The sequence below is a fragment of the Pseudomonas sp. EA_35y_Pfl2_R5 genome (assembly GCF_963970805.1).
GTDB lineage: Bacteria > Pseudomonadota > Gammaproteobacteria > Pseudomonadales > Pseudomonadaceae > Aquipseudomonas.
Genome location: NZ_CAXAOW010000001.1, coordinates 779060 through 799311, shown reverse-complemented (window position 1 = coordinate 799311; position 20252 = coordinate 779060). Strand labels below are relative to the sequence as shown.

16 protein-coding genes are annotated in these 20252 nt (G+C 60.2%); 5 read left to right on the top strand and 11 right to left on the bottom strand.

Going from position 1 to position 20252, the window contains the following annotated elements:
- Window positions 1-263: 263 nt before the first annotated feature.
- Together recB and recC are read right to left on the bottom strand one after the other, a co-directional pair.
- Window positions 264-3854 carry an exodeoxyribonuclease V subunit beta gene (gene recB, locus AACX99_RS03595; protein ID WP_339409555.1) on the bottom strand — a complete coding sequence of 1197 codons (3591 nt, stop codon included), beginning with the start codon at window positions 3852-3854 and terminating at the stop codon, window positions 264-266.
- On the bottom strand, window positions 3851-7150 hold the full coding sequence (gene recC, locus AACX99_RS03590) for an exodeoxyribonuclease V subunit gamma (protein WP_339409553.1): 3300 nt from the start codon (window positions 7148-7150) through the stop codon (window positions 3851-3853). Before recC ends, recB begins: the two co-directional genes overlap by 4 nt.
- A gap of 174 nt (window positions 7151-7324) precedes the next feature.
- Between recC and AACX99_RS03585 the strand changes: the two genes are divergently transcribed.
- Both AACX99_RS03585 and AACX99_RS03580 read left to right on the top strand, forming a co-directional pair.
- Window positions 7325-7996: a haloacid dehalogenase type II gene (locus AACX99_RS03585; RefSeq protein ID WP_339409551.1), complete on the top strand. Its 672-nt coding sequence runs from the start codon at window positions 7325-7327 to the stop codon at window positions 7994-7996.
- Window positions 7997-8196: 200 nt separating this feature from the next.
- On the top strand, window positions 8197-9843 hold the full coding sequence (locus AACX99_RS03580) for a Na/Pi cotransporter family protein (RefSeq protein ID WP_339409550.1): 1647 nt from the start codon (window positions 8197-8199) through the stop codon (window positions 9841-9843).
- 93 nt (window positions 9844-9936) lie between these two features.
- On the opposite strand, the gene AACX99_RS03575 is transcribed toward AACX99_RS03580, so the two are convergent.
- The gene (locus tag AACX99_RS03575) at window positions 9937-10689 is read right to left on the bottom strand and encodes a M48 family metallopeptidase (RefSeq protein WP_339409548.1); all 753 of its coding nucleotides are present in this window, start codon (window positions 10687-10689) and stop codon (window positions 9937-9939) included.
- A gap of 341 nt (window positions 10690-11030) precedes the next feature.
- On the opposite strand from AACX99_RS03575, the gene AACX99_RS03570 reads away from it, so the two are divergent.
- From AACX99_RS03570 to AACX99_RS03560, 3 genes are read left to right on the top strand one after another with little or no spacing between them, the layout of a single operon-like run.
- Window positions 11031-12020: a hypothetical protein gene (locus AACX99_RS03570; RefSeq protein WP_339409546.1), complete on the top strand. Its 990-nt coding sequence runs from the start codon at window positions 11031-11033 to the stop codon at window positions 12018-12020.
- Window position 12021: 1 nt separating this feature from the next.
- The gene (locus tag AACX99_RS03565; RefSeq protein ID WP_339409545.1) at window positions 12022-13272 is read left to right on the top strand and encodes a peptidylprolyl isomerase; all 1251 of its coding nucleotides are present in this window, start codon (window positions 12022-12024) and stop codon (window positions 13270-13272) included.
- Complete coding sequence (locus AACX99_RS03560) at window positions 13269-13856, top strand: hypothetical protein (protein WP_339409543.1); 588 nt, start codon at window positions 13269-13271, stop codon at window positions 13854-13856. The genes AACX99_RS03565 and AACX99_RS03560 overlap by 4 nt, the downstream gene beginning before the upstream one ends.
- A 235-nt stretch (window positions 13857-14091) precedes the next feature.
- Here AACX99_RS03560 and AACX99_RS03555 read toward each other — a convergent pair whose 3' ends face one another.
- The 8 genes from AACX99_RS03555 to AACX99_RS03520 form a co-directional block, all read right to left on the bottom strand.
- A complete protein-coding gene (locus AACX99_RS03555) occupies window positions 14092-14511 on the bottom strand; it encodes a hypothetical protein (RefSeq protein WP_339409541.1) in 420 nt (139 codons plus the stop codon).
- 837 nt (window positions 14512-15348) lie between these two features.
- The gene (locus tag AACX99_RS03550; RefSeq protein WP_339409539.1) at window positions 15349-15915 is read right to left on the bottom strand and encodes a transposase; all 567 of its coding nucleotides are present in this window, start codon (window positions 15913-15915) and stop codon (window positions 15349-15351) included.
- Between the two features lie 157 nt (window positions 15916-16072).
- A complete protein-coding gene (locus AACX99_RS03545; RefSeq protein ID WP_339409538.1) occupies window positions 16073-16600 on the bottom strand; it encodes a hypothetical protein in 528 nt (175 codons plus the stop codon).
- 104 nt (window positions 16601-16704) lie between these two features.
- Entirely contained in the window at window positions 16705-17283 is a 579-nt protein-coding gene (locus AACX99_RS03540) for a hypothetical protein (RefSeq protein WP_339409537.1), read from the bottom strand.
- A gap of 119 nt (window positions 17284-17402) precedes the next feature.
- On the bottom strand, window positions 17403-17768 hold the full coding sequence (locus AACX99_RS03535; RefSeq protein ID WP_339409536.1) for a hypothetical protein: 366 nt from the start codon (window positions 17766-17768) through the stop codon (window positions 17403-17405).
- Entirely contained in the window at window positions 17755-18066 is a 312-nt protein-coding gene (locus tag AACX99_RS03530) for a hypothetical protein (protein WP_339409535.1), read from the bottom strand. The genes AACX99_RS03535 and AACX99_RS03530 overlap by 14 nt, the downstream gene beginning before the upstream one ends.
- A 69-nt stretch (window positions 18067-18135) precedes the next feature.
- Complete coding sequence (locus AACX99_RS03525) at window positions 18136-19194, bottom strand: hypothetical protein (RefSeq protein ID WP_339409534.1); 1059 nt, start codon at window positions 19192-19194, stop codon at window positions 18136-18138.
- Complete coding sequence (locus tag AACX99_RS03520; protein ID WP_339409665.1) at window positions 19194-20252, bottom strand: hypothetical protein; 1059 nt, start codon at window positions 20250-20252, stop codon at window positions 19194-19196. The genes AACX99_RS03525 and AACX99_RS03520 overlap by 1 nt, the downstream gene beginning before the upstream one ends.

The window sequence follows — 20252 nt, the reverse complement described above, 5'->3', positions numbered from 1 at the left end:
CAATCCCTGTCGATCCCGCAGCCCGAATGCAATCCGGGGAATGGGTCAGGCACCGCGCCGTGCGTTCCCGGATTACATCCAGGCTACCAGGCTGCAAGCTATCGACCAGCGCGCGTTCCAGCGGGTCAAAGGGCAGGTCAGCGAACGTCATCGGGTTCTCCCGTAGGGTGGATGACGCTTCATCCATCCACCGTTAACCGTGGTGGATGAAAAGAGCGTCATCCACCCTACGCAATACATCCCTGACGGATTACCCACCAGCATCATTTGCCCTCCGCAAACAGGCTATCCAGCGCATCCAGCAGGCCATCAGCTGGCCGCGAGAAATACACCCCGGCGCTCGGCATGCCGCGCAGAAACAGGTAATAGGCGCCGCCGAGTTGATCACTCTGAAAATCGTCCAGGCGCTGACGCAGAAAGCGCCGCAACGCCACCAGATAGATCAGGTACTGCAGGTAGTAATGCTCGGCGGCCAGGGCTTGCAACAGACGCTCGCCGCCGTAATAACTGGCGTCTGGGCCGAGCCAGTTGGACTTGTAGTCGGCGATGTACCAGCGCCCGTCGTGCTCGAAGGTCAGGTCGATAAAACCCTTGAGAAAGCCCTTGAGGCTGTCGAACTCCAAGCGCGCCGCTGCATCACGCATAGGCGCCGGCAGGCCGTGGGCCGGATCACTGAGAATCGCTCGCAGGCGCTGCATATCCAGCCCGGCCACCGGGAAGGTAAAACCCAGCTCGGGCAAGCGCCGCGTTGGATTCAACCCGCTGAGGGTCAAGCCTTGGCCATCCAGATCGCAGTCGACCACCTGTTGCAGCTGCTCCAGCGCCACCGCGTTCCAGTCATTGCTGATGCCGTGGCCGCTCAGCCCCGGTTCAATCAAATCCGCCAGCGCGGCCTTGCCCCGTGCCCAGTCTTCGAGAATGGCGTGTAGGCAAGTACCGGCCCGCGCGCCACGGGGAAAGGCAAAAAAGCCCGTACCCGGTTCGCTGGCATCGGGCATCACCAAGCCGTCGCGGTCCGGCGCTTCCATGTGCATGCCGGCGGCCAGGCCGGAGAAGCTGCCGACCCGCCAGGCGCTGTACAGGCTGCGTTGCAGCGTCGCCAATTGCTGCGGGGCTGGCGCGCGCTGCTCGCCGGCGGCGCTGGCCTCAGTTTCACGCAGCGGCTGGATGCTCATATGGCCGTGGCTGCTGCCAACCAGCTGCTGGATTTCTGCGTGCAAGCCTTGCGGGCTGAGCGTTTGCAGATGCCCGGCTAGCTCGGCCAAGGCATCCGCACCCGTCAATTCGCGACCGTGCAGCAGCCAGGCCAGGGCGCTGCTGTGCAGGCCGGATTCGCTCAGGGTGCCGTCTTTCTTCGGTTTGCAGTCCACCGGCCCCCAGTGCAGCCACAGGCGATCACGGGCGCGGGTCAGGGCCACGTAGGTCAGGCGTAGTTTCTCAGCGAAACGCTCATGGCGGGCGCGCTCGCGGTGCACGTCGAGTTGCTCGCTGCCGAGGTCGAGCAACGGCGTGCCGTCGTCGGCGTGGCAGTTGATGTCTTCGTGCTGATAGAGCAACGCGCCGTCCCACAAGAAGGGGCAGAACACCAACGGATATTCCAAGCCCTTGGAGGTGTGGATGGTGACGATCTGCACCCGTTCGGCATCGCTCTCCAGGCGCAACAGGGCTTCTTCGCCGTGGGCCTCGGCGCTGCGCTGGGCGTTGAACCAACTCAGCAGCGGCTCCAGACCAGGACGTTGCAGGCTCTCGGTTTGCAGCAATTCGGCCAGGTGCAGCAGGTTGGTCAAACGGCGCTCACCATCGACCAGAGCGAGCAAGCGCTGAGCAACTTTCTGCTCATCCAGCCAGGCACGGAAGGCGCGCATAAAGCCCTGTTGCTGCCAGAGCTGGTGATAGCGCTCGGCCGCTTCGCGCTCAGCGTCCCAGGCGTGAGCATCTTCCGAGCAGGCGGCCAGATCGGCGGCGCTGCGACCCAGCAAGCGACTGGCCAGGGCATAACGCAACGCGCCTTCGCGCCCCGGCTCGGCGTAAGCGGCCAGCACCGCACTCAGCTCATCCGCTTCCTCGCTGTGCCAGACGTTCTCTTTACCGCGGCGCACACTGGGCACGCCGCGTGCTGCCAACTCTGCAGCGACTTCACTGGCTTGGCGGTGACTGGCGACCAGCACGGCAATATCGCCACCCTTGAGCGGCGTGCGCGTGCTGTCTTGGGCAAAGTACGCCTCGCCACGGCTGCTGGCCGCCAGCACAGAGGCAATCCGCCGTGCGGTATCGCGGGCGACTAAAGCGCCGGCTTCGCCTTTGCCGAGGTAATCGTTATCCAGCCAGACCAGCGCCAGCGGTGCGTCCTGCTCAGCCTCAACCGCCGGCAACACCAACTGTGGGCGCTCTTTATCGCTGGCGCCGACCTGTTGATAGGCCAGGCCCGGCTCGGCGAACGGCATGGGCCGGTTGAACAATTGATTGAGTGAGGCGATCAGCTCAGGGGTGGAGCGGTGGTTGGTGGTCAGGCTGTATTGGCGCGCGGCTTCGCTGCGGGCTTGCAGGTAGGTCGCTAGGTCGGCACCGCGAAACGCATAGATGGCCTGCTTCGGGTCGCCAACAAAACACAGATCACCCTCCTGGCTACTGCGCGCCGTGCTGACTGCGTCAGTTCCTCGCTCAGGGTCAGAGTAAATACGATGAAACACCCGGTACTGCACCGGGTCGGTGTCCTGAAATTCATCGATCAGCGCCACCGGGTATTGCGCGCGCAGGGTAGCCGCCAGGTGCTCGCCGCCCTCGCCCTGCAACGCCTGCTGCAGCTTGTTGAGCAAGTCATCGAAGGCCAGCAGTCGCTGGGCCGCCTTGCGCGCGGGCAGCTGCTCATTGAGCTGACCGATCAAGCGCACTTGCAGGTCGATCAGGCGTTGTTCGGCTTCTGGCTGCGCCGCATCGAGGGCATCACAGAGTTCCTGCAAGGCGGCGGCCAGTGGATTGGCCGGTGCTTCGCAACCTTTCTTGCTGGCCTTGTTCAACCCTTCGCGAGCCAGGCGGCGGTGCGCCTCAGTCTTGCTGAACAGCGCAGCGGCATCACTGAAATAGCCATCCAGCTCAGCCTGCCAGACGCTCAATTTGGCCGCGTTGCACATATTGCTCTTGAAACCGTCGAAGGCCTTGAGCTGTTCCAGCCAAGCGGCACTCTCGCCCAGCCAGAGGCGCTGCGCCTGTTGCCAGGCGGCACGCAGTGGCGCCATGTCGCTGTGTGTGCCCGGCTGTGGCTCGATACGCAGATAGGGCTTACCCAAGTGACTACGCAAACGCTTGCGCAGGCTTTGCGGGGTGATTTTCTGCTGCACCAGAAACGCTGCCCACTCCGGCTCTGCCGCCGCCAATTCATGTCGCCACAGGTCAGCCAGCAACGCGTCGATGATTTCACGATCATCGTGGGTCAGTTCGTTGTCGAAGTCACCGCCGGCCTCAAACGCGGCATCCTGCAAGGCGCGCTGGCAGAAGCCGTGAATGGTGAAAATCGCCGCCTCGTCAAAACCATGCACCGCCAGCAGCAACCGTCGATGGCTGGCGGCGTCCGGGTACTGCGCCTGCAGTTCATTGAGCAACTTATCCGCGCTCGGACCGTTGTCGTACACCGCCAGCAGTTCGGCCAAGCGCTTGCGAATACGCTCGCGCAGTTCGGCGGTGGCGGCGGTGGTAAAGGTCACCACCAGAATCTGGCTGACGCTGAGTTTTTTCTCCAGCAGCAGGCGGGCGTAGAGCGCGGTCAGGGTCCAGGTCTTGCCGGTACCAGCACTGGCCTCGATCAGCGAGCGGCCGCTGAAGCTGTCGTGCAATAGGTTTAACGCTGCGCCACTCATGCCTCGTCCTCGTCACTGCCTTGCAGGGCGTCCAGCGCCGGGCCGTAGAGCTGCTCGGCCAACGCCTCGAAACGCTCATCCAGCGCCTCGCGGTCGCGGAAGGCCAGGGCATTCCAGGAGTCTTGGCCTTCGCCCGTCATGTAGTCGTTGCCTTGCCACATCAGCCGCGCTTCGCTGCGGGCGGCATCAACTGGCTCCTTTTTGCCAGGCTTGCGCCATTTGCGGGCGAAGCCATAACTGCATTTGGCGAACAGCGGCAGCGGCTCGCACAAAGCACTTTTGTAGGCTTCCAGCCACGGCAACAGCAGGCCACGGGCATCAGCCAACGGCCCTAACCGCCATTCGCTTTTCGGCGACAGCAGGCGGCTCTCGCGGCTGATGCTCGGCGTCGCCGCGCAGTTGAGCAGCAGGTGGCGCAACCAGAACGGCGCCAGCTCCCATGCGCCAAGATCGCGCAGGCGATAGTCAAACAGCCCCTCACTCGTTACCCCATCCAGCCAGCCGTGAATGCGCACGCCGGCCAGTTCGATATCCACCAGCAGCGGTTGCGCGGCATCCTCGGGGCGCTCGTCGAACAGGGTCGGGGCGAAGGCGCGGATTGGCCCACGGATCTGCCCCCAGTGCGCCTGACCCAACTCGCCCACCGGCAACCAACCGGATGCCGCCGCCACGGCACGTTCTTCACGCTCACTCCAGCCGCGCTCAACAGCCTGCAAGGCTAACTGACGCAAGCCATGTTGGCTGGTCCACTCGACACTGAACGGCTCATCACCGGCCAAGGCTTCGTCACTCTGGGCCAGGCGCAGACCGAGGCGCTGCTCCAGCAGGTAGCGCGCCGGGTGTTTAAAGCAGTGGATCAGTTGGCTGGGTTCGATAGTGAGCGGAACGCCGCCCGGCAAATCTTCATCCGGCTTATCCAACGGACTGGCAAAGGGCGCTGGCGTTTCCACCGCCTGACTCAAACGCTGCGCCGCATGAAACCAGGGCGCGGCGAAGCCAGCATGCCGCGCACCGGCGAAGTTGCCGGGGGCAAAGGGCTGCAACGGATGGTGGTGAGTGATATGGGCGCTAGCCGGGCCGCTGCTGTCGACCGCAGTGAGATCGACCACATCCAGCAGCTCGCTGACCAGCACCGAGGGCGGCAGCTCGGCATTGCTGCGCGGGTCGCGACCGACATAGCTGAGGTACAGGCCGCCGCGCGCCGAAAGCAGGATTTCCAGCAACAGATAACGGTCATCCAGCCGCCGCGCCCGGTCGCCACGCCGGGGCTTCTGCCCGATCAGGTCGAAGCCGGCGGCCGGGGTGCGCCGTGGCAGTGCACCGTCATCCAAACCCAGCAAACAGACCAGGCGAAACGGCAGGCTACGCATCGGCACCATGGTGCAGAAGGTCACCGCCCCGGTGAGAAAGCCCGAGGCCGCACTGCCTTGCTCCAATGCCGCCGTGAGTTGCTGTCGGATCAACGCCAGCTCAATCGGGCGCTCGACGCCGGAGGCCGTGGCCTGCTCCTGCAAGGCGGCGCAGGCCTTGGACAACAGCAATAAGGTGTCACCGGCTTCCCGCTCGTCAAACAGCTGATCGATCAGCACTTGCAGCGATTGCGCCCACTCGGCCAAAGGCCGGGGCCGTTGCAGGCTCTGCGCCAGTGCAGCCAGGCCCTCGACAAAGCCGGACAGCCGCCCCAGCAGTTGCGCACGGCCACCCTCCAGCGCATCCAGCGGCCAACTGCTGCCGAGCAACGGCGCATTCAAACCCGCAAGCTGCGGCGGCGCGGCAAAGCCCAGTAGCAGGCGGTCCAGCCCTTGGCGCCAGGTGAACGCGGCATCCGCTGGTAAACCTAGCTGCTCGCGGTGCGCGTCATCCCGCCCCCAGCGCACACCCGCCTCACGCAGCCAGTCGCGCAGCAGGGTCAGGTCTTCGGCCTCGATCCCGGCACGACGGGCGAGCGCCGGTTGCTCCAACAGGGTGAGCACTTCTTCGGCGGTAAAGCGGCTGTCTGGCAGCGCCAGCAAACTGAGGAAGGCTTCGATCAGCGGGATTTCTGCACGCAGGCTGCGGTCGGCCAGGCTGTACGGGATATACGGCGTGCTACTGCGCCCCACACCTTCACGCGGGGCGCCCGTTTTGGCAGAGAAAATCGCTTCGATATAGGGCGCATACCGCTCGATATCCGGGGTCAGCACCACCACTTGATCAGGGGTCAATTCAGGGTCGGCAGCAAAGCGAGCGAGCAGTTGGTCATGCAGAATTTCCACTTCGCGCAGCGGCGAGTGAGCGATGTGCAGCTCCAGCGAACGGTCATCCTCACGCAGTTGCAGGCGCTCATCCGGCTGCCGGGTGTGCAGACGCAGGATGTCGTTCTGCAGCGCGTGCAGCAGGCTGTCGTCGTGCAGGGCGTCATCTTCGGAATACAGGCCGAGTTCTTGGCTGCCTTCACTGGACGCCAGGCTGAACAGGCTGTCGAAGAAGTCACGCCCCTGCTTGCCCAGACTCGCCAGCAGCGGGTGGCCAACGTCCAGATACCAATCCTCGGGGCTCGCCTCCGGCTGCCGCGCCAGCTCGCGAATGTCGCGAATTTCCCCCCAGGCCTCGCGGCACGGGTTGAGGGCGAAAATCACCACCTCGGTGTGCCGCGCCAGCCCTTCCAGCACGCGCATATGGTGCGGTGGCAGACTGCTGATGCCGAATACCAGCACCCGCTCAGGCAGGTCATTCAGAGGGGCGGGGTCATACAGGCGGGTCAGCAAGTCTTCAAGCAGGCGCGCGCGGTGCGGGTGGCCGTCCTTGGTCAGCTCGCGCCAGAGCAGCGCCTGCCAGGCTTCATCGGGGCCGAGGTCGAGCAGCTCGTTGCGCTCCCAAGCCGCCAGCCAGTCGTCGCGATACAGCAAGTACTGGTCGAAAACGTCGGCGATCTTCAGCGCCAGCGACAGCCTTCTGCGCTCGTCACCACCGTCCAGGTAATGCGCCAGACGCGGTGCCTCGGCCAAGTTGGCCTGCTCGCACAGCCAGTCATACAGACGCCAGCTCAGGCTGCTGGGGCTGAAGGCCGATTGCTCCGGTAGTTGGCCGAGCGCCAGGCGCGATAAGTCCCAGACAAACTTGGCCGGCAGCTGCACTTCCAGCTGCATGGCAATGCCCTGCTTGCGCGCCAGTTCCAGCGTCAGCCAGCGACCCATGCCCTGGCTCGGCACCACCACCAATGCCGGGGCAAACGGCTCGCGCATCGGCGTGGCCAGCAAGCGGGTGGCCAGCTCGCCAAGGGTTTCCAGATCTGCTGCGTGGTAGAGGGTGAGCATGGGCAGGGTCGCATTCGTTCAATCGGTTTAGGTTACCAGTTCGATCAGCCTGACGGCATGTCGCGACAGCGGGTGTCGCAGCAGCCCAACTGTGCCGGCTGCGACCAAAGCCCTAGTGTTCAGCCTTGCGCTTCCTGCCATCCTGCAACGTCATCAGCGCACCGAGGAAAACCCATGCCCGCCACTCTGGCCTTCGATGTGTACGGCACCCTGATCGACCCCAGCGATGTGGTGCGTCAGTTGCGCCAATGGCTGGGCCCCAAGGCCGAGGACTTCTACCGGCACTGGCGCGACAAGCAGCTGGAGTACAGCTTCCGCCGTGGCCTGATGGGTGCTTATGTAGACTTCTCCCAGTGCACCCGCGAGGCCCTGGCTTACACCTGCGCTGCCGAGCAAGCGCCGCTTGATGCGCAAGCTCAACAACAGCTACTCGACGCCTGGGCGCACTTGCCCGCATTTGCCGACAGTGCTGCAGCACTGACCTTGCTACGAGCGCAGGGCGCGCGGCTGTATGCCTTCTCCAATGGCAGTCGCAGTGCTGTGCGTGCGCTGTTGGCACAGGCTGGTTTGCTCGATGTGTTTCACGAGGTGATCAGCGTTGAGGATGTGCGCAGCTTCAAGCCGGCCCCAGCTGTGTACCAACACCTGCTCAGCTGCACCCAAAGTCCCCCTGCCGAGACCTGGCTGATCTCCAGCAACCCCTTCGACGTACTCGGCGCTGCGCATGCCGGCCTGCGTTGTGCCTGGATCAAACGCAGCGCGAACAGCGTGCTTGATCCCTGGGGTATTGAACCGGATTTACAGACCGCCAGCCTGCTGGAGTTGGCCGAACGGCTCGCACGCTAACACCTGCCAGAGCGCTAACGCAGCGCGTGCGGCTGGCGCCAATGGCATATCGCAGCTAAAAATAAAGTGAGCCTCGGTAAAAAATATCCAACCAGGCCATCCACTTACCCGCGACACCTACTCTACGGATTCACGGCCAAAGCCTAGGCGTCGCATCCTGTTGCTGCCCCTCGGGGCGGCCCGCGTCAGGGAGATGCGCGATGCTGACCCTGCTGAATCTACTGTCTGCCATTGCCCTGCTGATCTGGGGCACTCATATCGTCCGTACCGGCATTCTGCGGGTGTACGGCTCACACCTGCGCAAGGTGCTCAGCCACAACGTCAGCAAGCGGCCCATGGCATTTGCCGCCGGTATTGGCGTGACCGCACTGGTACAAAGCAGCAACGCCACCGCGCTGCTGGTCACCTCCTTCGTCGCCCAGGGGCTGATGGCACTGACGCCAGCGCTGGCAATCATGCTCGGTGCGGATGTCGGCACCGCGTTGATGGCCCGCGTGCTGACCTTCGACCTGAGTTGGCTGAGCCCGCTGCTGATCTTTCTCGGGGTGATCTTCTTTCTCTCACGCAAGCAAACCCGCGCCGGACAGCTCGGCCGTGTCGCCATTGGTCTGGGTTTGATGCTGCTGGCACTGGAGCTGATCGTGGCCGCCGCCACGCCGATCACCCAGGAGCAGGGCATTCGTGTGCTATTCGCCTCCTTGACCGGCGACTTGCTGTTGGATGCCTTGGTCGGCGCGCTGTTTGCGTTGATCTCCTATTCCAGCCTGGCCGCCGTACTGCTCACCGCCATGCTCACCGGCGCAGGGCTGATCAGCCTGCCGGTGGCTATCGGCCTGGTGATCGGTGCGAATATCGGCAGCGGCGTGCTGGCCTTTCTTACCAGCAGCCTGCAAACCCCCGCCGGGCGACGCGTAGCCTTGGGCAGCCTGCTGTACAAGTTGATTGGCCTGCTGCTGGTGATGCCCTTTCTCACCCCGCTGGCCAACTGGCTGGACAGCTTTAACTGGCGCCCCGAAGAACTGGTGATCGGCTTTCATGTGCTCTACAACAGCCTGCGCTGCCTGCTGATGCTGCCCAGCGTTGGGCTGATGGCGCGCTTCTGTAATTGGCTGCTGCCGGATCGCCCGGATGAAAACGGCGTGGCTCGCCCGCGTCATCTCGACCCCACCGCGCTGTCCACGCCGAGCCTGGCACTGGCCAATGCGGTGCGCGAAACCCTGCGTATCGGCGACCTGATCGAGACCATGCTCAGCCATCTACTAGAGGTGCTGCAGGGCGGGCAGACGGCACTGAGCAAGGAGCTGCGCCGCCTCGATGATGATGTCGATGCACTCTACAGCGCGGTAAAACTCTACTTGGCGCAAATCCAGCGCGAAGCCCTAAGCGACCACGACAACCGACGCTGGGCAGAGATCATCGAACTGGCGGTCAACCTGGAGCAGGCCGGCGACATCATCGAGCGCATGCTCGGCAAGGTGCAGGATCAGAAAACCGCGCAACGTCACTCCTTCTCCGACAGCGGCCTGGCAGAGCTGGCCAGCCTGCATCAGCAGCTCACCGCCAACCTGCGTTTGGGTCTATCGGTATTTCTTTCGGGCGACCAGGAGAGCGCCCGCCAGCTGCTGCGCGAAAAACGCCGCTTCCGCGCCCAGGAACGTCGTTTGGCACACTCGCATGTAGGCCGTTTGCATCACCAAGTGGTGCAGAGCATCGAAACCAGCGGCCTGCACATGGAGCTGATCGCCGATATGAAGCGCCTTAACTCGTTGTTCTGCTCAAGCGCCTATGCGGTGCTGGAAAGCAACGAAACCGGTGCCCTGCATAGCCAGGAAGCGGCCGATGAGTAGTCTGCGAGTGGTTGTAGACGGGGCTGCTAGAGGAGAGCCTGGCGGGGATAAAGCCTGAAACCGATGGGGCCGCTACTGCGGCCCCGTCGTCGATCACTTCTCGGCAGAGATGCGCTGGCGAATATGCGCGGCGCGTTCAGCCGAGCCTGGGTGGGAGTCGAACATGCTGCTTTCGCCGCCGCCCTGCTGGGCCAACTTGTCGAAGGCGCTGGCCAGACCTTGCAGCGGAACGTTGCGTTTCTTCAGCAGATCAAAGGAGAAGTCATCGGCAGCGCCTTCCTGAGACTGGGAGAACTGCGCGTTGATCAGCGCCTCACCCAAATCACCCAGTTGCGAGCTGGACAGTGCCATGGCAGCGCTGTTGCCGGAGGAGGCAATCGCGCCACGAGCGACCGAGGTGGCGTAGGCCGCCTGCATGGCCTTCTTGGTGTGGCCGAGGGCAACGTGGCCCATCTCGTGGCCCAACACGCCTTCCACTTCGTTGTCGGTCATCAGGTCCATCAGGCCGCTGTATACGCGCACGCAACCGTTGGCCATGGCCCAGGCGTTCACTTCATCGGTCAGGTAAACCTTGTAGGTGACTGGCGTGCCATTGACCTGGCTGCCTAGGTTGCTGGCGATCGTCGCCAGGCGCTTGCTGTAGGTGCTATCGGCCGGCGCGATGGGCGACTGGGCGTCCATCTGCACGCAGGCTTCATCGGCCATGGTCTTCACTTCAGCATCGCTGAGCGTGGCGGCCTGCATGGCTTGCAGCCCAGTATTGAGCATGGCGTCAGGGCTCATGTTCTGGCAGCCGGACAGCAAGGTAGCGAGCGCAAGGGCGCAAAGGGAGAACTGCAGTTTCATGGTCATCGTCCTTGAGGATTGAGGCAATGGGGTAGCCAGGAGGAGGCGGCGGCCTGGCCGGCGCGGCATTGTCGGTGATATGCGCCGCAGCAATACGAGACACCGCTCACACTCTGCAGCTTGGTTCAGGTCGCCAATGCCTCAGTATCCAGGCGGCTTTGCACCATAGAAACAGCGGCGCGGCACAAGGCGCGCAATGAAATTGGTCTATACCACCAAACCTTAGTTGGGTTGAGCCAACCCGGTGCATAGGCTTTAAGTTGGCGTGCGGCATTGCAACAGTTTTGCCATCAATGCCCGCTAATACTGCTCAACTCCAACAACAAAAGAGCGCCTTCCCTATGAAAACCCTCACCTCCCTGGTCGTTGGTCTAGGCCTGGCTTTTAGTGCCAGTCATGCCAGCGCCTGGTCGCAACCTACGCACAAGAACATCGTCAAAGACGCCCTGGCCTTCCTCAACTCGGCGCACGCCACGCCCGAGATGAAACGTGCCTACCAGTTCTACGTCGGTGCCGCCGGCAGCGAAGCCCGCGCTGGCGAAATACTCGGCCAAGCAGCCTATGACGTCGATGATTTCCAGGACACCCGCCTGGGTGGCTGGTGGGTCGGTTACGAGCATGCGCCGGTGTATGGCGCCGCCGCATCGTTGGTCAATTACACCTCCTACTGGCACTTCATCAACATGGCCCGCCAGGGCGACGCCCATGGCAATGACCACGGCGGTTACGACTACCGCTATCGCAAGGTGGATGGCAGCTGGAGCGGTGACGTCGACTGGTATGCCATGGTCTACCTGTACAACCGCGAGCTGAAGAAGAGTGACTTCGACACCACTGAGGCGCACTACCGCCAGGGCACCAGTTCCAACTGGCAGACGCACTACGGTGACTTTCAGACGGCGGCTTTCCAGCCCATCGATAACCTGGCCAAGTACTGGTTCGATCAGTTCAAGAACGCCCCATCCCTGCAAACCATCGGTTACTCGCTGCACACCACCGGTGATGTCGCGCAGCCGCACCACGCCTGGGTCACCTCGGGCAACGGTCACTCCGGCTGGGAAGGCTGGGTGGACGACCACTACTTCAGCGAAGGCCTGAACAATATCGCCGCCGTGGCCAACAGGGTTGGCAGCTATGACCCGCAGAAGCCGATCCGCGACCTGCTGACCCAGACCGCCCAGGTTGCCTACCAGCGCCCCGAACCGCTCTACGACACCAGCTACGCCACCCGCCTGCAGGTTGCCAAGGAGCTGATTCCCGAGTCCATCGCCCTCACCGTCAGCGTGCTGACCAAAGGTGCCAATACCTTCTACGGCCAGGGTGGCCTGTAAGGTGCGCGCGATCATCCAGCGCAGTTTGCTGATACTGGGGCTGACCGGCATTTGCCTGTCAGCCCTGGGCAGCCAGGACATACGCATCAACGGTGAACGCCTGCCCGGCAAAAGCATTGGCCTGCTGGAGCAGGCCATGACCCGGGTCAAATTCAATACCGACCTGCGCCTGCTACGCACGGGGCTGGCAGAAAACCACCTGCTGGCCCGCGAGGTGGAAGCCGAGCTGAGCAGCAAATACCGCAGCGATCTGGATGCGCTGGTCGAGCGCGAGGCGGCCAACCTGATCGAGCAAGTTTATGGTCGTCAATTCGACCACGATGTACGGCCCTTTCTGCGCCAGCCACAGGCTCTGAGCAGCGCGCGCCTGCGCCAGGTGCTGACTACCCAAACGCAGGGCGTAGTGCTCGATAGCCTGCAATTGAGCCCCCAACAGCAGGCAGACGCCGCGCAGGTACAGCTCATCAGCTGGCAGTTCCCCAGTCAGACCGAACAGCGTCTGAACCTGCTGGAGCTGTATCAGGGCGACAACGTACAAGGTCGAGTGGAGCTGCAACAGGGCAACCTGGTGTACCTGGCCGAACAGGTGCGCCAACAGGCCCTGCGTGACTACCTCTGGTATCAACTCGGAGAGAAAGGCTTTAGCGCGGACGAACAGGCCGGCATCCGCCAGCTGGTGCGCGACAAACTCATCCGCCACAAGTACCTGCACCAGCTTGGTCTGCACAACGACTTCCACCATGAAACCGCCAGCCTGCGCGAACGCGCCAGCCAGGTCAGTGATGCGGATGCCGAGGCCTACTACCAGCGCAACCTGCAGCTCTACCTCAACGTTGCCCAAGTGCAGGCCAGCCATATCCGCCTGGCCGATCAAGCCAGTGCCGACCGGGTGTATGCCGAACTGCAAAAGGGCCTTAGCTTCGATGAAGCCGTGCGCCGCTACTCACTGGCCGATACCAAGAGCCACACGCCGCCCGGCGACCTCGGCCTGATTCGTCCGCAGGATGCGCAACTGGATTTTCTGCGCAAGACCGCCCTGCTGCAGAAGGCGGACAGCATTTCCCAGCCGATGCTGATCGACGGCGCATTCGAGATCGTCCAGGTACGCAGCCGTGAGGATCGACAGCTGCCACTCAGCGATCCCAGCGTGCGCTATGAGGTCAACCAGGCCGTCGCCAAGGAACAGCTGACTCAAGCCTTCCAGGCCCGCGTCGACGCTCTGCTGGCCAACGCCAAGGTAGAAGGACTATGAAGGCCTGGCTCGGCATCGGCCTGCTCGGCGTGATCACCGCGGTGACCATCGTAGTTGTGCGCACGCCCCTGGCCGACACTTCGCCAACCGTTGCAGCACAGGCTGCAACGCCGGCCAACCCGGCCATCCACTTGCCCGAAATGCCCGCCGCGCTGCCAACACAGCAGCCAGCAGCAATCCCAACGCCTACAGGAAAACCTGTGGAAGCACCGCCCAGCGAACCGCAACTGAATGCCCAGGAAGCGCAAATGCTGATCCAGCTAATGGCCGACCAAGGCGACCCACGCAGCCCGGCCGTCGGCCAACTCAAACCCCGCCAGCCCGCATCCGCCGCACAGCTGGCCGATCCGGCGCAGTACAGCGCCTTCGAAGAACAACAAACCCGCGACCAACTTATGGCTTTTGCCGGCGGCGTGCAGCAGATCCCCGCCATCCGCGAACGTATCGAACAAGCCGCGCAGTCCGGCGAACGCAACGCCAACGAAATCGACGAAGCTCGCGCAGCGCTGGAGCAACTGGAAATGTTGCAGAGCAAACTGCAGAGGGAGAAGCCGGAGTTGTTGCAGGGAGGGGAAAGGCCTTAAACAGCCACGCTAGAAGTACAAAACCTGTAGCTCGCTGCGGCGATACTCAACCACCATGAGGGCGAGGCTAGACTCAGAACAGGACGGTATTGAGCAGAACCGGAACACTCCAGATTGCTTATCGCAAGTTTCTTCTTTGGAGCATTTAATCGCGGCGTGAAGAAGAGCGGCTGGCTTGAACTGGCCAGCCCTTACCCACTGTCATCTCCAATTATTCTTCCGCGCCATGCCCGGATCAGTCGGTATAACGCACATGCTGAGTCCTCAGATTCAGGCGGCCAGTGATGTCATAGGCATTGACCCGAGCCAGGTTTCCCATCACAAGAGCTTCCCAGGTGGCATCGTCCATATCACGCCAGTAACGCGCTTTACGCCCAGTGCGGCGGTCGTACTCGGCGGTCACCGGGTCCTGGGCGCGGTGCTGTTCGAACAGCGGGATATCCGGCAGCGGGCGGCTGGTGTCCATGTAGTTCTGCAAAAAGTCCCAGGCGGCGAACTGCGGCGCCATGCTGGAGTCCTTGGACACGATGGGGCTGAGGTCGATGGCCAGGTCGTGATAGCGATGCACCAGATGCAGTTGATGCCAGATCAACCCCTGGCGGTCTGGGCCGCTGCTGATATAGGCATCGAACTCATGGAAGGGACTGACACTCACCTTAGGTAAAGTCGAGAAACCGACGACGAGACGGCCTCTATTACCAGTCTGCCTTTCAAAATTTTTGAATTGAAATGCCAAGTAAAACTCAGATTACAGCTATTGCTGCTCTGGTTGGAGACACTGGGACTAAAGTGGAAAATCGCGCCGGGCCGAAACAAATAACCGGCGTCGCCAACATTAAATTTTTCTGTTTTACATGAAAAGCTCGTAATGCCGCGCAAGTGAATTTTTATCTTTGAGATGTCATATCCATCCTCTCGTATATGCATGGCCTCCATATATATATCATCACTTTCTCGTGAGAAATTTATTATTTTGACATGACGACTATGTTCTAACACAAAAAATAGCCTGCCAGGTAACGGCTTTAAATACTCTCGCACCACAGCATAAATTATGCGAACAGACACCCAGCTAAACAGCAGCCCAATTATTACCTGATAAAAAGCGTGCTCTGCTACCACCCCCTCGCCGCAAAGCGAGATACCCCTCATGTTCAGGCACGCGTGCGATGGTTTGATGAGCTTCGCTACCCCACTCCACACAATCGCAAAAGGGGCAAAACAAAACAGGCTGCCCACAATTAAGTTCAAGCAGCCAATTTCCAACCTATCCCATCGATCTCTGAACCTGAGTTCCGGCATTTTACGTTTCTCAATCCGCGTAGCGGGGAAATAGGGAAATAGGGGACAGACCACGGTTTCAGTCAACCTCAGCAACTTGTTTTGGTCGCCCCGGCTTCCCGCGGGTCACCCTCCGACCCAGCACTCGCTCCACCTCTGCCGTAAATCTTGGACTGCCAAGTGCATAGTTCCCGTTGGTAGCCGAACGGATCTAATCTACCAAGCCAGGATCAAGCTGATGCCGAAACAGCTCACGATAGGCCTCCGCACGCGCCCCATCCGCCTCGCCCAACGCTTGGTACAAAGAATGTCGCGTGATCAATGCCGATTGCTCCGCCTGGGCATTCGCCCGATAACTCGACCAACGATATTCCGCCGGATGCTCCACCATTCCAGCCCGCACCGGGTTCATCTCAATGTATCGATAGCAAGCCAGGACATAACTGTCCTCCTGCATCAAGCAGGAGCGGAAGCGACCTTCCCATAAAGTGCCGCTGCGACGATAAGTACGATTGATGTATTGCACATAGCGCTGTCCAAGCTCCTTCATCAGCATTCCGGCGCTTTCTGGCTTGGCCGGGGTCAACAGCAGATGAACATGATTGGTCATCAGACACCACGCATGGATCGCGCAGCCATGCTTTCTTGCCTGATCCGCAAGGTGCTCCAGATAGAACAGGTAATCTTCCTCCGCGAAGAAACAGGCCGAACGATTGTTCCCCCGCTGAATCAAGTGCAACGTGACTCCCGGCAACAGCACACGCGCTCGACGCGGCATATGGAAACTCCTTTTCCATAGAATGGCGCTAGAAGATTAGACCAGACTGGAATAATCGTGGTCTGTCCCCTATTTCCCTATTTCCCTATATCTTGTCCTTTGGATGCTCAGTTTGAGACCCCTATCGCACCTATCCACTGGCGCGGCATGGCCGGGCTCAGGGCTGAAAACGGCGCAGCTTGTCCAGGGAATAACCCAATGGCTCCAGGGACGTTTGGAGTGTCTGGCTGTACCGCTCCAGCTCCGCCCTCGATAGCTTCAACGCCAAGCGCCATTGTTTGCCTTCGTGGTCCTCGATCACCAGGCCGCAATCGCGACTGAATAACCAACCTTGCTGCTGATAAGGAGCCACCGATGCAATCTGCTTACGCGGCAGCTTTTCCTGCCAGATAGGCTGGTTATCGCACAGCATGCGCAGGTGCAGAGCATTGCGCTGGAATTCGATATACGGATCACCGCTGCGCAGAGGGTCTTTCGGAGCGCTCAACCAGTAAATCAGCCCCCCCACAAAAAAGCTGACGACCAATATCAACAGCAGATCCTGCCCTCCATTGAGTTTGAGCAACCCCGTAAAGGTCAAACCGAATGTCATCAGAGTCGAACTCCAGCGCATGGCACTGGAGTAACTGGAAAGACCGTGACGGTAAATACGCGCCAGCATTTGCTTGTCGAGACGTAGAGTCATACCTGTTCCTTGGTGTGTGTGTCATGTGAAAAAGCTGGTGTTGAGTGTTGGGCCGATATTGCTTACCGGAGCGGAAAGCGAGCCTATTTATTTTCGGCTGTCGTTCAACTCCCATAGCTCACATGCTGGGCCATCAGGTTGGGGCGGCTGAAGGTATCGATCTGTGGGATGCGTTCGGTCATTTCGCGCTCCTTGGCCTTGAAGGTCGCATCGTCCATGTCGCGCCAGTAGCGTGGCTCGCGGCCGATTTGGCGGTCGTGTTCGGCGGTGGTGGGGTCGAGGTGGCGGAAGGCTTCCAGCTCCGGGGTGTCCGGCAGGGGTTTGCTGATATCCATATAGTTCTGCAGGTAGTCCCAGAGCGCACAGGGCACGGAGGTGCTGCCGCTGGCACCAACGAAGTTAGCCATATTGATCCAGATATCCTGGTAGCGATGGACAATGCACAGCACATTGTTGGGCAGGCCCTGGCGATCCGGTGTAACGGTGATATAGGCATCGAACTCGTAGAACGGCGCGACCTTTTCGCCGATGCTGCCGCTCTTTTTGTATTCGCCGTTATTGTCGTAATCGAAGACGGTGACTAGCCCAGTACGGCGGTTAAATTCCCAGAGTGGGCCTTTGGAGGGTTTTATCCAGAGTTTGGGGAAGTGATAAATGACAAACGAGCCAATACCCCACATCATTAACAGTGGGAAGGAAGTATATAGTGAGGTTTCTAGAAACACATCAACTAATGAAGAAAAATAATTACCATCCATGATTGATGCAGTTGCTAGGCAGGAAAAAAACATTATGGGGGTTATTATTGCCCCCCCTTCCCAATTACCTGCATATATATCCAAAACTTTGAGCTTGCAGGTAGCTGGGCATGCCTGACCTTTTCGTTATCAAGCCGAGCATGCAGATCCAAATGTTCCAGCAGCTTGGGAACGTAGGTGCCTTGTTCTAGCTGCTCCGCTTTTTCTTTTTTAACTGACTCTACCAAGCGCAGTTCACTGGGTTTTGAATTGCTCAATATATCAATTGGAACCAGATCCTGAGTTTTACCCCAGGGTAAACGCATGCTACCAAAGCGGCGTAGCCAGGGCTGTTTCTCCGCTGGCGACTGGTCAGGAATCTGTTCCGGGCTGTAGGCGTTGGGGCTGTAAAAAGAGTCAGGATTCAGCATGGGTCTTCTCATCGGCCCAGAAGGGAACGTCGGTCTGGTTAAAGTTGGCGGCGGGTGCCTTGGCTGGGTCAACCTTGCCGCTTCTGATAGGCGCTGCAGGGAATAGCCAGAGGAGTTCACCGGGGCTGCCGCCCTCTTCGCCGGTATCCAGCGACAGGCGCAATTGTGCCCGTACCAGCCACTCGTGATACAGGCTGCGGTCGCGCAGATTACCCGTCCAGCGCCGTGAAGGTGGTGTGTTCATATACAGCTCGCGGCCATCAGGCAGCTTGCGCTGGGTCACTGGCCAAGAACGCATCGGCCGATGCTGGCTGCTTGGGAATGCGCGCCGGGTTATAGGCGGTGTTGGCGTAGTAGGGTTCGGCCATCAGTCGCTGTACGTAACATGCCGGGCCATCAGGTTGGGGCGGCTCAAGGTATCGATGGCGTTAATGCGTTTGGACATGTCATCGAGTTGTGCGGCAAAGGCCGCATCGTCCATGTCGATCCAATAACGCGGGTTACGCCCCGTTTGCTGGTCGTGGGCAGCGGTGACCGGGTCGAGCGCGCGGTACTTCTCGAAGCAGGGCAGCTCCGGCAACGGACGGCTGCTGTCCATATAGTTCTGCAAAAAATCCCACAACGCGCAGGGCAACTCGGGCGTGCGGTCGGGGGCGACCAGCGAACTGAAATTGAGGGTGATATCGCGGTAGCGATGAGCCAGATACAGGAAGTTCATCGGCAGGCCCTGACGATCCGGCGAGGTGCTGATATAGGCATCGAACTCATAGAAAGGCGCGGTGATTTCGCCGACGCTGCCGTTCTTCTTATATTCTCCGTTATTGTCATAGTCGAACACAGTGACCAGACCGGTGCGACGATTGAGCTCCCAGAGTGGGCCGCGAGAAGGCTTAAACCATAAGCGGGGAAATTTATTGATAACTAATGAACCGCCCCCCCAGCAAAGCAGTGGTATTCCTGCACACAATAAAAATAATGGAATAAACCGCTCCGTCGTCCGCTGCCACGATTCATATGATTGGGTAACAGCTACGACATAAGTAAAAGCAGATAAAACAAGAATGAGATAGAAAAGAAAGCGCCCGCCGCCACACATAAGCATCCAAAAGTGCGAGCGTTTGGATAAGAGGGCATGACGAAAGCGCTGATGATCGAGCACTCCGTGCGTATCCACTCCTTCAAAAGGCCTTGGCTTATAGGTGCCGAGGGCTTCTTCTTCTGCTTTCTTCTTATCGAACTCTTCCCAGAAACGCAGGCTTTTGGGCGCGGGGTCTTGCAGGATGCTATCCGGCGCGACTTCTTGGGTGCGGCCCCAGGGCAGGCGAGTCTTGGCGAATTTACCTAGCCAGGAACGCTCGACCGAGGCTGGCTGCTTGGGAATATGCACCGGGTTATAGGCGGTGTTGGCGTAGTAGAGCTCAGTCATCAGTCGGTATAGGCAACATACCGGGCCATCAGGTTGGGGCGGCTCAGGGTGTCTATGGCGTTAATACGTTTGAACATATCCTCGAGTTGTGCGGCGAAGGTCGCGTCGTCCATATCGATCCAATAACGGGGGTTGCGCTCCGTTTGCTGGTCGTAGACAGCGGTGACCGGATCGAGCGTGCGGTACTTCTCGAAGCAGGGCAGCTCCTGCAGTGGACGGCTGGTGTCCATATAGTTCTGCAAAAAATCCCATAGCGCGCAAGGCAGTTCTGGGGTGCGGTCGGGCGCAACCAACGAACTGAAATTGAGGGTGATGTCGCGGTAGCGGTGGGCCAGGTAGAGAAAGTTCATTGGCAAACCCTGACGATCCGGCGAGGTGCTGATATAGGCATCGAACTCATAGAAAGGCGCGGTGATTTCACCGATGCTGCCGCGCTTCTTGTATTCGCCGTTATTGTCGTAATCGAACACGGTGACCAGTCCGGAGCGACGATTGAGTTCCCAGATCGGGCCGCGAGAAGGTTTAAACCATAGGCGGGGGAATTTATTGATAACTAGTGAACCTAGCCCCCAGCAAATTAGAGGAACGCCCAGAAGGAAAGCAAAAAAAGGAACAGTGTCTATTGTTGTTTTCATCCATGGATCATATGACTGCGTAACTGCAACGGTATAAGTAAAAATAGACAAAAGAATATTTAGGTAGAAAAGAAAGCGCCCGCCGCCACACATGAGCATCCAGAAGTGCGAGCGCTTGGACAAGAGGGCATGACGAAAGCGCTGATGATCAAGCACCCCGTGCGTATCCACTCCCTCAAAAGGCCGCGGCTTATAGGTGCCGAGGGCTTTTTCTTCTGCTTTCTTCTTGTCGAACTCCTCCCAGAAACGCAGGCTCTTGGGCGTGGGATCTTGCAGGATGCTTTCCGGCGCGACTTCTTGGGTGTGACCCCAAGGCAAACGAGTTTTGGCGAACTTACCTAGCCAGGAACGCTCGGCCGAGGCTGGCTGCTTGGGAATGTGCGACGGGTTATAGGCGGTGTTGGCGTAGTAGGTGTTATCCAT